The 12,521-nt window shown below is 76.3% G+C and carries 9 protein-coding genes and 1 pseudogene; 8 read left to right on the forward strand and 2 right to left on the reverse strand.

Going from position 1 to position 12,521, the window contains the following annotated elements:
* Positions 1-18: 18 nt before the first annotated feature.
* From ACFXAM_RS18505 to ACFXAM_RS18515, 3 genes are all read left to right on the forward strand, one after another.
* Positions 19-2,826 carry an SdrD B-like domain-containing protein gene (locus ACFXAM_RS18505; RefSeq protein ID WP_380292425.1) on the forward strand — a complete coding sequence of 936 codons (2,808 nt, stop codon included), beginning with the start codon at positions 19-21 and terminating at the stop codon, positions 2,824-2,826.
* Between the two features lie 176 nt (positions 2,827-3,002).
* Positions 3,003-3,386 carry a hypothetical protein gene (locus ACFXAM_RS18510; protein ID WP_380292427.1) on the forward strand — a complete coding sequence of 128 codons (384 nt, stop codon included), beginning with the start codon at positions 3,003-3,005 and terminating at the stop codon, positions 3,384-3,386.
* 131 nt (positions 3,387-3,517) lie between these two features.
* Positions 3,518-3,871, forward strand: coding sequence for a hypothetical protein (locus tag ACFXAM_RS18515; RefSeq protein WP_380292429.1), 354 nt, complete (start codon positions 3,518-3,520; stop codon positions 3,869-3,871).
* Between the two features lie 55 nt (positions 3,872-3,926).
* Here ACFXAM_RS18515 and ACFXAM_RS18520 read toward each other — a convergent pair whose 3' ends face one another.
* A complete protein-coding gene (locus ACFXAM_RS18520; RefSeq protein ID WP_380292431.1) occupies positions 3,927-6,305 on the reverse strand; it encodes an ATP-binding protein in 2,379 nt (792 codons plus the stop codon).
* Between the two features lie 246 nt (positions 6,306-6,551).
* On the opposite strand from ACFXAM_RS18520, the gene ACFXAM_RS18525 reads away from it, so the two are divergent.
* Positions 6,552-7,622, forward strand: coding sequence for a helix-turn-helix domain-containing protein (locus ACFXAM_RS18525; RefSeq protein ID WP_380292433.1), 1,071 nt, complete (start codon positions 6,552-6,554; stop codon positions 7,620-7,622).
* A 7-nt stretch (positions 7,623-7,629) separates the two neighbouring features.
* Here ACFXAM_RS18525 and ACFXAM_RS18530 read toward each other — a convergent pair whose 3' ends face one another.
* On the reverse strand, positions 7,630-9,123 hold the full coding sequence (locus tag ACFXAM_RS18530; protein ID WP_380292441.1) for an alpha/beta hydrolase family protein: 1,494 nt from the start codon (positions 9,121-9,123) through the stop codon (positions 7,630-7,632).
* A gap of 324 nt (positions 9,124-9,447) precedes the next feature.
* Here ACFXAM_RS18530 and ACFXAM_RS18535 point away from each other — a divergent pair, with 324 nt between their 5' ends.
* The 4 genes and pseudogenes from ACFXAM_RS18535 to ACFXAM_RS18550 all read left to right on the forward strand — a co-directional run.
* Complete coding sequence (locus ACFXAM_RS18535; RefSeq protein WP_380292435.1) at positions 9,448-10,677, forward strand: sensor histidine kinase; 1,230 nt, start codon at positions 9,448-9,450, stop codon at positions 10,675-10,677.
* Positions 10,674-11,333: a response regulator gene (locus ACFXAM_RS18540; RefSeq protein WP_380292437.1), complete on the forward strand. Its 660-nt coding sequence runs from the start codon at positions 10,674-10,676 to the stop codon at positions 11,331-11,333. Before ACFXAM_RS18535 ends, ACFXAM_RS18540 begins: the two co-directional genes overlap by 4 nt.
* Before the next feature lie 33 nt (positions 11,334-11,366).
* Positions 11,367-11,745, forward strand: a pseudogene (locus tag ACFXAM_RS18545) (TSUP family transporter); the annotation flags it as partial.
* A partial coding sequence (locus ACFXAM_RS18550) for a GntR family transcriptional regulator (protein ID WP_380292443.1) occupies positions 11,743-12,521 on the forward strand: 779 nt, incomplete at its 3' end. The pseudogene ACFXAM_RS18545 and the gene ACFXAM_RS18550, both read left to right, overlap by 3 nt.

Below are 12,521 nucleotides of genomic sequence, written 5' to 3' on the forward strand. Positions count from 1 at the left end.
ACAGCAACAAGTGAAGAGATGAACGGCGCCGCACGCGGGCCGGGCCGGCGGTGGGCGGTGCGGGTCGCCGTGCTGGCCCTGGGGACCGGCAGCTGCTCGATGCTGGCGGCTCCGGCGGCGTACCCGCAGGCCGGGGACGGCTCGGTGACGGTGCGGGTGGTGCGGGCGGTCGGCACCACCGGAGTGTGGAGCCCGGTGCTGGAACCGGGCATCGGCGGGGTCACGGTGACCCTCACCGGCGACGACGGGGCCCGGACCAGCGGAGTGACGGCCGCCGACGGCACGGTCACCCTGACGCCGGGCCCGGCCCGGTCCGCCGGCGGCAGGTACCGGGTGCAGGTGGTGAACCCGAAGCCGGGTGTGCTGTTCCCGGCGTTCGCGTCGCGGGAGGGCCTGGACGGTGGACCCGACCGGCTGAGCAGCAACGAGGAGTTCGTGGACCTCGGCGGCGGCCGGAACGTCGCCCTCACCACGGGCCTGTGGAACCCCGGCGACTACTGCCAGAAGAACGCGCCGCTGGTCACGGCCTGCCAGCCCGCGACGAACGAGACGAAGAACCCGCGCACGCTGGTGACGTTCCCCTACGGCGCGCGCGGCGAGAACACGGACACGACCGACCTCTCCACGAACGCCGAGACCGGCACCGTCTACGGCATCGGGTGGAGCAAGCCCGGGAAGCGGCTGTTCAGTTCGGCGCTGGCCAAGCGGGACACGGCGTACGGCCCCGGCGGTCCCGGCGCGGTCTACGTCATGGACGTCACGGGCAGGACGACGTCGCTGTTCACCACCGTCCCGGACGCCGGGGCGTCGGTGCACGGCGTCGGCGCCGCCGACGACGCCTTCCTCGCGGCGCCGGGCAAGGAGAGCCTCGGCGCCCTGAAGGTCTCCGAGGACGGCCGCGACCTGTTCGTGGTCAACCTCAACAACCGCCGGCTGTACCGCTACGACGCGACCGCGGCGACCGCGGCGGCGCCGGAGGCCTCCTACGCCGTGCCGGACCCGGGCTGCCCCTCGCCGGTGGACTGGCGTCCGTTCGGCCTGGGCATGCAGGACGGCGTCGGCTACCTCGGCGGTGTCTGTTCGGGCGAGTCGACCGGGAAGGTCTCGGACCTGCGCGCGGTCGTCCTGCCCTTCGACCCGGCGACCGGGGCCTTCGGCCCGGCGGTGCTGGACCAGCCGCTCGATTACCCCCGCGAGATCAGTGCCAAGGGCCTCTGCCCGGGGGCGGGCTGGTTCCCGTGGACGGACACCATCCCCGCCGAGCAGAACGGCAAGGCCTGCACCGGCACCGGCTTCTACGCCAACCCCGAGCCCGAGCTGGCCGAGATCGCCTTCGAGACCGACGGCTCCATGCTGCTGGCCTTCCGCGACCGGCACACCGACAAGGCGACGGCGTTCCCGCGCACCGGGGACCCCACGACCTACCACAGCTTCGCCTCCGGGGGTGACCTGAACAAGGCGTGCCGCTCCGAGGGCGGGTACGTGATGGACACCAACCTCGGCTGCGGGTCGACCACGCGCGGGACCAGGTTCTTCAGCGTGGGCACCTACCAGGGCTACCACCCGAACGCGGCCTACGCGGGCATGGCGCTGTCGAAGGTGGAGGACTCCGTCGCGATCTCGGCGGTGGACCCGACCGACACGGCGTGGGTCGTCGGCACGATGTTCACCAAGCGTGACGGGACCAGGGCCGCCGGTTCCGGTCTGGGCCTGAACACCTCGACCGCCAGGCCCGCCTTCGGCAAGGGCGCCTCGATGGGCGACCTGGAGGTGCTCTGCGACCAGGCGCCGCTGCAGATCGGCAACCGGGTCTGGTACGACGCCGAGCGCCGGGGCGTGCAGAGCCCGAGCCAGCTGCCGGTGCCCGGTGCCACCGTCAACCTCTACGACGAGTCCGGCAAGCCGGTCGCCTCGACGAGGACGACCGCGCGCGGTGAGTACTACTTCGACGACTCGAACGTGCCCGGAGGCCTGAAACCGGGGACCACGTACACGATCCGGATGGACAACCCGGCGGACTACGCGCCGGGCGGGCCGCTGTACCGGTGGGTGCCGACCGAGGCGGGCGTCGGGGACAACCGCTTCGTGGACTCCAAGGGCATCGTCCCGCCGGGCGCCCGCTACCCGGAACGGACGCTGACCACCGGCGGGCCGGGCGAGAACGACCACACCCTCGACCTCGGCTTCCGCCGGCAGGAGGGCGCGGTACGCCTGGTCAAGCACGACCAGGACGGAAAGCCGCTGGCCGGGGCGGAGTTCGCGCTGTGGCGGGAGACGAACGGCACCGACGGGGCGCAGACCTCCGGGACGGCGCCCGACACCCGGGTCGGTGAACCCTGCACGACCGGGGCCGACGGCGTCTGCACGGCCACGGTCGAACCGGGGACGTACTACTGGCAGGAGGTCGGCCCGCCCCGGGGCTACGCGGCTCCGGACGATCCGGTGTCCGGTCCGCTGGTGCTGGACTCCGGGAACCTCGACGCCGGGGTGTCGGTGACCGTGGTCAACCGGCTGCTGCCCGTGCCCACGCCGACGGCGGCCCCGTCGCCGACGCCGACGGAAGCGCCGGTGACGCCGACGACGCCGGCACCGGTGGCGGCGACGACCCCGGCGACCCCGGCGGCACCGGCCGCGGCGGTGACCCCGGTGGCGCCGACGACGCCGGGCGCACCGCGTGCACCGGGGGCGCCCACCGCCGCGCCCGGCGCGCACCTCGCCAGTACCGGCCAGGACCAGGTCGTCCCGCTGGCCGTCGCGTCGGTGGCCTGCGTCGCCCTCGGCTGGGCCCTCGTGGAGCTCCGCCGGCGCAGGGCCCGGAACCGCTAGCCGGGCCGCCCTCGGGACGTCCAGTGGCGTCCCGAGGGCGTCCCGAGGGCGTCCGGAAGCGTCCGGGAGTGTCCGAGACGGGGCCCGACCCGTTGTTCCGCACCGCGCCGGCTGCTGAGGTTCGGGGTGTTCCCGGGGCCGATCCCGGGGCGGAGCCGACTGTTCGGAGGAGCACCATGCGATTCACCAGGACCGGCAAACGCGTCGTCGCCGCCGCGATCGCCACCGTGGCGACGGGCGTGATCGGGGTCGGGACCGCGTCGGCGTCCCAGACCGCCGAGGGGCAGTGGGCCTTCGGTACCGGCGGCTGCGTGGCGATCGAGGACGTCCAGCTCATGAGCGACCACCACGACTACATGAGGATCATTCCGACCGCCAATCCCGGCCACTGTCTGTTCGGCGTGTTCGACCGCAACGCCTGGAAGTGGCTGGGCCCCGCGGGTGCGACCCCCAGCAGCAACCCGTCCCAGTGGTGGTACGACGGGCCGGGCCAGAGCCTGGAGGCGTGCCTGATCGACACGGCCAACAACAACACCTGGGCGTGCGGCCCGATCAACTGAGCCGGAGCACGGTGCGACGAGCGTGGTGGGAGCGGGCCCTCGCGGCCCCTCCCGCTGCTCGGCCCGGTGACCCGGTTCCCGCCCCGGCCGGTTCCGCGGCCGGGGCCCGACCTCGCGACAGGAGGAGCACGGTGCGCATCATCACCACCGCCGGGCGTTCGGCGGCCGTCGCCCTCGCCGTGGCCGCCCTCGGCCCGGGCGCCACAACCTCGGCCCGCGCCGTCCCGATCGGCGGCGGCACGACCGTCGTCAACGGCGGATGCTCGGTGCGTCTGACGCTCACGGGCGGCGGCGTCGTCGTCCGGTCGACCGTCGACAACGACACGTGCACGCTCACCGTCATCGACACGACCACCTCGACCCGGTACGTCTCGGGCCCCCTGGGCAACGGCGTCCAGGTGGTCGTGGTGGGGACGGGCGACGAGCTGACCGGGTGTCTGCTGAGCCGCACGACCGGCCGGCAGGTGTGCGTCCCGGTCACCTGAGCCCGGGGCCGGGACAGGCCGGCCCCGCGACAGCCCGGCCCGGGACACCACCCGGTCACCGCGACAGCGCGTCGAGCAGGGCCCGGGCCTCGTCCGCCTCCGGCACGCCGAGGGCGGTGTGGATCCCGACCGCCTGCCGGGCGTGCTCGCGGGCGGCGTCGGGCTCGCCCAGACGCCGGTGCGCGCGCGCCAGCCCGAGGTGGATGCGGCCCAGGTTGTACCGCTCACCGGTGTGCGGCAGGAACTCGAACGCGGCCCGGTAGTGCCGCAGGGCGCTCGCCGGAGCGTCCATGGCCAGCAGGGCGTCGCCGAGCAGGGTGTGCGACTCGGCCTGGCCGAAGGTGTCACCGAGGTCCCGGAGCAGCTCCAGGGCCTCCTGGTACAGGTCGAGGGCCTCCGGGTGGCGGTGCAGCTTCTGCTGGTGCTCGCCGAGCTGGTTGAGCGCGATGGCCACGCCGAGGCGGTTGCCGGCCCGCCGCTGGAACTCCAGCGCCTCGCGATGGTGCTCCAGGGCCTCCGTCATCCGTCCGAGCCCGGTCAGGACGGGGCCGAGGTTGATCAGGGCGATCGCCTCGACCGCCGGCTCGGGCAGCTCGCGGCCGAGCCGCAGCGCCCGACGCTGGTGGTCGAGGGCCTCCTCCAGACGGCCCGTCCGGGCCAGGGCGAGGCCCAGGTTGGTCAGGACGTGGGCCTCGCCGTTGCGGTCCCCGGTGCTCCGCCGGATCTCCAGGGCCCGGTGGAGGAGGTCGAGCGCCTGCGGGAGCTCGCCGAGCTGGTAGTGGACCAGCCCGAGGTGCCGCAGCGCGGCGGCCTCGCCGGCCGGCTCGCCGAGCTGCCGGGCGGCCCGCAGGGCACTGACGCCCAGCCCGCGTGCCTCGTGGGCGGGCATGCGGCGCTTGAGGTGGCGCCAGAGGATCGCCGGCAGGTCGGCCGCGTACCGCGGCAGGCCGGCGTCGGCGGCGTGCCGGGTGAGCGCCAGCAGGTTGGCCTGTTCCCGGGCGAGCCAGTCCGCCGCGTCCGCCGGGTCGGCGAGGACCAGGGGGGTGCCGGCGGGCGCGGGCGGGCGCGGTCGGTGCCGCCGTTCCAGCGGGGCCAGCAGGTCCATCGCCGAGGCGGCGGAGTGCCGGTAGTGGTCGAACAGCCGGACGAGCGCGGCGCGCCGGAGGGGCTCGGACTCCTCCCGGGCCAGCAGTTCACCGGCGAAGGCGCGCAGCAGGTCGTGGAAGGTGTACCGGAAGGCCGTGTGCTCGATCAGCAGATGGTGGTGGTGCAGCGACTCCAGGAGCTCCTCGGCCTCCTCCGGCGGTGCGTCGACCAGGGCGGCGAGGGCGTGCGGGGTGACGTCCTCGCCGGGGTGCAGCGCCGCCAGCCGGAACGCGCGCCGCTGCGCCGGGGCGAGGGAGCGGTAGGAGTCCACGAAGGCCGCCGCGACGCTCCGGTCGTGGTGGGAGAGCTCGGTCAATAACTTCTGCGGACGCCGGATCCGCCGCAGCAACTCGACGGGCGTCCAGGCGGGGTGGTGGGCCAGCCGGGCGGCGGCGATCCGCAGCGCCAGCGGCAGCCGTCCGCACAGCGTGACGATCTCGTCCACGACGGCCGCGTGGCCGGCGACCCGGTCCCGGCCGGCGACCCGGGCGAACAGCTCCACGGCCTCGTCATGGCCGAGCACGTCCAGGGAGACGCCGACGGCGCCGTCCAGCCCGGGCAGCCGCCGCCGGGAGGTCACCAGCACGAGGCAGTGCGGGCCGCCGGGGATCAGCGGACGGACCTGCTCGGTGTCGACGGCGTTGTCCAGCACGACCAGGTAGCGCCGGTCCGCCGCCCGGCTGCGCCACAGCTGGGCGCGCTCCTCGGTGGCCGACGGCAGCGCGGTCTCGCTGACGCCGACCGCCCGGAGCAGGCTCGCCAGCGCCGCGCCCGGGTCGAGCGGCCGTTGGCCGGGGGTGAAGCCGCGCAGGTCGACGAAGAGCTGGCCGTCGGGGAACCGGCCGGCGAGGGCGTGCCCGACGTGGACGGCCAGGGCGGTCTTGCCGACACCGGCCATGCCGTCGATGGCCGAGATCACCAGCGGCCGGGCCCGGGCGCCGCCCGGTCCCGCGGCCAGGGCGAGCAGGCGGTCCACCTCGCCGCGCCGTCCGGTGAAGTCCGCGACGGCGTACGGCAGCAGCCGGGGAACCGGGTGATCGGCCGGTTCCCCGCCGGGTCGCGGCTCCGGCTCCCCGCGTGCCGCGGAGAGCAGCCGGTCACGGTCGGCGGCAGCCAGGCCCAGGGCCGTGGCCAGCCGCGCCACCGAGGACAGGCGGGGCCGGCGCCGCCCCGACTCCAGCACGCTGATCGCGTGGGCCGAGACGCCCGAGCGTTCCGCGAGCTCCTCCTGCGTCCACCCGGTCGAGTGCCGGAACCGGCGCAGCAGCGTTCCGAAGTCCCCCAGCATGATCGCCTCCGATGGGTGGTCATCCGCGGGCACGACGAGGGCAGGGGCGGCCGGGCGAACGGCCGGGTGCCGGGACCGCGTCCCCCGTCGTGACTCCCAGGCTGTGGCCCTGACGGGCCCCTGACAACAGATCATCATAGAACGCCAAGCGAACGCCATGGAGCGGCCGGTGGGGGTTGGCCAGGATGGTCCCCGGCGCACGCGCCGCGACCGGACGAGGGAACCGGTCGGCCGAGGGGGGATCAGATGCGGGACATCACGGGGGACCCGGACCGGTTACCGGAACAGGCTCCGGCGACCATGCCCGATCCGGGGGGAGCGACCACGCCGCAGGAGTTCGTGGACCGGCTGCGGGCGGTCAAGGCGTGGTGCGGCAACCCGTCGCTGCGCGAACTGGAGCGCCGCACCGGTCTGCCGCGCAGTACCCTCGCGGGGGACATGAGCCCGCGGCGCAGCCGTCTCCCGCCCCTGGAGCGGGTGCTGGCGCTCGCCACCGCCTTCGAGGTGCCCGCCGGGGAACTCGCGCGCTGGCAGTCCGCCTGGCAGCGCATCCAGGTGCGGCAGCAGTCGGCGGAGCCGCCGGTCCCGCCCGCCGCTGCCGAGCCACCGGTGCCTGCGCCGCCCGCTGCTGCCGGGCCGTCGCCCGTCCCCGTCCTCGTGCCGGAGCCGGAGCCGGAGCCGGTCCCGGAGCCGGTCCCGGGGCCGGTCCCGGGGCGGGCCGGGCGGGCGGACCGGCGGGCGGGACGCCTCCGCCTCGCCCGCCGGCGCCTGGTGCGGCCCGCGCTGTCGGTCAGCGGTCTGCTCGCCGCCCTGCTGACCCTGCCCCTGACCGCCGCCCCGGTCGCCGACGGGGGAGTCCCGGTGGCCGGCGAGCGACCGGTCCCCCCGGCCGGTGCGCGGCTCCCGGACCGGTGCGGCTACCTCGGCCGGGTCAGCGACAACGTGGCCGCCTCCCCGCTCGACGCGTCCGCCACCACCGGCGAGTCACTGCCGGTCAGGAGCCCGGTGGCCGCCGGGGACACCCTGATCGTCACCCTGATCCTCGCCGGAGCCGGCACCGGCCCGATCACCGTGCGCGACACGGCCGGGAACCGGTACCGGGCCGTCCGCGACGAGACCGCCGACGGCACCCGGCTGGCGGTCTTCGCCCTGTTCGACGCCCGGCCGCTGGACGTCCTGGACCAGATCACCTTCCTCTGGCCGCGCTCGACGCACGACTACACCGCGGTCGACGAGTTCCGGAGCGTCCGCTCCACCGGCCGGCCGGAGGCGTCGGACGGACGGCCCGTCGGCGCCCGGGGCGCGGAGCAGTGCTGACGGCCGGTCAGGGGCCGGTGCCCGGGCGGTGGACGGTGAGCTCGCCGTAGGAGGACAGGGCGCCGGCCGGGTCACCGGGCTGCTGCCGCAGGGTGGCGTCCAGGAAGGCGAGCGTGGCGCCGGCGACGATGCGCGCACCCTCGGTACGGCCCAGGGAGCCGACCAGCGAGGGCACCGGCGGCAGGTACAGCGGGCCGTCCATGAAGGTGAGGTGCGCGGCGCCGGGGACGGTGAGCCGGTAGCTCGTCGTGGTGTCCAGCGTGAGGACCTCGGTCAGCCGGGGGATGTAGCGCTCGTCGGTGCCCGGTCCGATGGCCTGGGTGAGCGCGAGCGCCGGCTGGTGGAAGGGGAGCCGCTCGGGGTCGCGCGGGTAGCCGTCGAGGTCGATGACGGCGGCGAACCGGGCGTCCTGGCGGGCCGCCCGGAGCGCGGCGGCGCCACCGAGGGAGTGGCCGGTCACCGCGGCCCGGCCGGTGTCCAGCCGGCCGGTCAGCGGGTCGTCGCCCTCGCCCCGGTCCAGCCCGACCAGCCGGGTGCGGACGAACCCGAGGTCCGCGGCCCGGATGCGGGCGGTCTCGGCGGCCCGCCGGTCGTCCTCGTCGTCGTCGCCGGTGGAGGCGACCTCGGTGGTGATCGTCCGGCCGTCGGCGAGGACGACGGCGGCGGAGTCGTACGGGTGGTCGAGGGCGGCCACCACGTAGCCGTGGCTGGCCAGTTCCTCCGCCCAGGCGGTGTTCTGGGTGCGCACGCCGCCCAGGCCGGGGGAGAACAGCACGACCGGGAAGCGCGCGCCGTCGCGGGCCGCCGGGGCGTCGGGAACGGCGTGGGTGCGGGCCCGCGGGACGCCGTCGACCAGGAAGCCGGGGAGGCCGGAGTAGCGCGCGAGGGCGCCGGCGACGGTGCGCGCCTCCTGCTCCGTGCGGCCGAGGTACCGGGCGCGCGGCGTGCCGGGCGCACTGTGCTGCGCGGGGTACCAGAGCTGGACCACGACGGTGCGCCGGTCCCCGGGGTCGGGGGTGGCGGTCTCGGGGCGGTCCTGGTCGGTCCACTGCACCACCCGGGTGCCGACCGCGAAGCGGCCGGTCGGCTCGGGGAACACCGGGACCGGGAAGGCCCAGGCGGCGGCCGGGGCGGTGGCGGTCAGGGCGACGCAGGCCAGCGATCCCGGCAGCGCCACCCACCAGCGGGCCCGCCGCGCCGGGCGCCGGCCGGTCCGGCGCCGGACCAGCGGGGCGAGGGCGAACGGCAGCGCCAGGGCGCCGCCCGCCAGGACCGGCAGCAGCTGCCAGCGCAGTCCCGTCACGCCCAACACCAGCGCGGACAGCACGAGGAGCGAGCCGGCCGCGACGGTGACGGGCGGTCGGGCGGCGGGCGGCAGCCAGCGCGCCGCCACCAGGGCGAGGGTGCCCAGCAGGGCGAGGATTTCCAGGGGGGACAGCTGAAGTCCCGTGATGAGGTCGGTCACCCGGTCATCGTCGGCGCCGGGGCCGGGCCGCCACATCGCCCCGGGGGCGCCGTCGCCTGACACCGCGGACGCGCTGCGGGCCGCCCTCCGTGCCACCGCGGTCGCAGGCGAACACGCCCGGACGGCCGGCGCTCTGCGACTCCGGTCGGTACCGGGACTCCTCCTGCGGTCGTACCCGGCCGCCCCGGCGTCCGACGGTGGACTCATGTGCGCCGCCGCACCGTGGGCCTACCGTGACAGGGCCGCGGTGCGCGCCGGCCGGTACGGGGCCGGTGCCGTCCGTCCGGGGCCCGGCTCCGGCCGTACGCGGCGGCGGCCCCGACCGGGGCCGCGACGACGCCCGACCGACAGGAACGTGTGATGACCGAGGCGGCCGTGGAAGCCCGCACCGCCCCGCCGGCCCGCCACCGGGACCGGCCGGCGCGACCGCCGGGCGCGGCCCGGCGCTGGGGCTCCCGGCTGCCGCCGGTGGTGTGGGACGCGCTGGTGCCGGCGCTGCTCCTGGCCAACGTCGTGACCACGCACGAGCCGTCCGGGCTGCCGCCGGCCGTTGCCCTGACGGCCGCCCTCACCCTGCCCCTGCTGTGGCGGCGCCGGGCGCCGCGCACGGTGTTCGCCGTGGTGGCCGCGGTGGCCCTGGTCCAGTGGCTGGTGGACGTCCAACTCCCCGCGGACGTCGCCCTGCTGGTGGCGCTCTACACGGTGGCCGCGCACTCGGGGCGGCGCGGCACGCTGCTCGCCGGCGCCGTCGTGGAGGCGGGGGTCCTCCTGGCCTGCCTGCGCTGGGCGCCGGCGGACGCGTTCCTGACCCCCTTCGTGGCGGTGACCGCGACGGCCGTCGCCGCCGCCGTCCTCGGGGTGAACGTGCGGACCACGCGCGCCTACCTCGCGGCCGTGGAGGAACGGGCCGCGCGCCTGGAGCGGGAACAGGAGCAGCAGGCGCGGCTGGCCGTCGCCGAGGAACGGACGCGGATCACCCGGGAGATGCACGACATCGTCACCCACAACCTGTCCGTGATGGTCGCGCTCACCGATGCCGCCGTCCACGCGCAGCACCGTGCGCCGCAGAAGGCGACCGCCGCGATGCTCCAGATCTCCGAGACGGGCCGGCAGGCGCTGACCGACATGCGGCGCTCGCTGGGCGTCCTGCGCACCGACGAGCCGGACGCGCAGCGCCACCCGTTGCCCGGCATCGGCCAACTGCGCTCGCTCGCCGACCAGATGGACGCCGCCGGGCTGCCGACCCGGCTGGAGGTGGACGGTGCGCACGGCGGCGTTCCCGCCACCGCCCAGCTGACCGTCTACCGCCTGGTGCAGGAGGCCCTGACCAACGCGCTCAAGCACACGCCCCCCGGCACCCGTGCGACGGTCCGGGTGGGGTGCTCGGCCGAGGCCGTCACCGTGGACGTCACCGACAGCGGGCCCCGCCCGGCGGAGCCCGCCGCCACGCCGTCCGGCCACGGCATCCCCGGGATGCGCGAGCGCGCGGCCGCCTACGGGGGGACGCTGCGGGCCGGACCGCTGCCGGGCGGCGGCTGGGGGGTCGCCACCCGTCTGGACCTGCGCAGCGGCGGGGAGGCGCGGGCATGACGATCCGCGTCCTGATCGCCGACGACGAGGCGTTGCTGCGGATGGCCTTCAGCACGGTCCTGGACGGCCGGGCCGACATGGTGCCGGTCGGCGAGGCGGCGGACGGCGCCGAGGCCGTGCGCCTGGCCCGGGAGCTGCGGCCCGACGTCGTCCTCATGGACGTCCGGATGCCCGGGACCGACGGGATCGAGGCCACCCGGCAGCTCGTGCGGACCTGCCCGCAGAGCCGGGTGCTGATCCTCACCACCTTCGACCTCGACGAGTACGCCTTCGCCGGGCTGAACGCCGGGGCCTCGGGCTTCCTGCTGAAGAACACCAGGCCCGAGGAGCTGCTCACCGCGATCCGCAGCGTGGCGGCGGGCGACGCGGTGGTCTCGCCGCGGGTGACCCGGCTGCTGCTGGAGAACTTCCGTCCGCACATCCCCGGCGGCGGCTCCGGCCGGGACGAGCGGCTGGACCGGCTCACCCCGCGCGAGCGCGAGGTGCTCGTCCAGGTGGGCCGCGGCCTGTCCAACACCGAGATCGCGGCCGCCCTGCACCTCGCGGAGGCGACCGTGAAGTCCCACCTGGGGCGGATCCTGCACAAGCTCGGGCTCCGCGACCGGATCCAGGCCGTGGTCTTCGCCTACGAGAACCGCCTCGTCCACCCGGCGTGACGCGGCCCGGGGCGGGCGGAAGCCCTGCCCCGGAGCGCCCCGGCCGGGGGCGGGCGCCCGGGCGGCGGGTACCCGGGCAGGCTCGCGGCCGGCGCCGGCCTCGGGGCGGTGACCGGGCTGCTGGGGGTCGGCGGCGGCTTCCTCGCGGTGCCGGCGCTGGTGTCCGTGCTTCCGGCTGCCGATGCGCAGGGCCGTGGGCACCGGTCTGGTGGTGGTGCTCGTCAACTCGGCCGCCGCGCTGGCCACCCGGCTGACGGTCACCGGCATCTCCCTCGACCCGGCGGTCTTCGGGCCGTTCGTGGGCGCCGCCGTCCTCGGCGCCTGGGACGGCAAACGGCCGGCGGCCCGGCTCTCCGGCGCCGCGCTGCAGCGGGCCTTCGCGTTCGTCCTGCTCGCGGTGGCCGCCGCCATGCCGGCCGGCGTCCTGCTCTGTCCCCCCGGAGGGACGAACATACATGGCGTGCCCCGCACCACCCGTCCCACCCCTGACCCCCAGGACGGCGCCGTGACCACCGAGCCCGGCCCCCGGCCCCTCACCCGCGCCGCGGGCAACCCGCTCTGGGCGCAGCTGCGCGCCGACCTGCTGCGCCGGCTCGACGCGGGGGAGTTCCGCGACGTCTTCCCCGGCGAGCACGACCTCGTCGCCGAGTACCGGGTCAGCCGGCACACCGTCCGCGAGGCCCTGCGCACCCTCCGCGAGGAGGGCGTGGTCAGCGCCCAGCGCGGCCTGGCCTCCAGGTTCACCGCGAGCCGTCCGCTGGAGCAGGACGTCGGCGAGGCGTACAGCCTGTTCCGCGCCGTGGAGGAGGTCGGTGCCGTGCAGCGCAGCGTCGTGCGCGCGCTCGACCGGCGCGCCGACGGCGTCATCGCCGCCCGGCTGGGCCTGGAGGAGTCCACGCCGCTGGTGTACCTCGAACGCGTCCGGCTGGCCGACGAGGAGCCGCTCGCCGTGGACCGGGTCTGGCTCCCCGCCGACCTGGCCCACCCGCTGCTGGACGTCGACTTCACCCGCACCGCGCCCTACGACGAACTCGAACGCCACTGCGGCAGCCGGATCTGCGGCGGCTGGGAACGCATCCGCGCCGTCGTCCCCGGCCGTGGGAGCGGATCCTGCTGGACTGCCCGGCGACCACCGCGCTGCTGGCGATCGAGCGGCTCGGCCGCGAAACCGGCGGGCTCCTGGTCGAG

The sequence above is a fragment of the Kitasatospora sp. NPDC059462 genome, assembly GCF_042749955.1.
Classification (GTDB): domain Bacteria; phylum Actinomycetota; class Actinomycetes; order Streptomycetales; family Streptomycetaceae; genus Kitasatospora.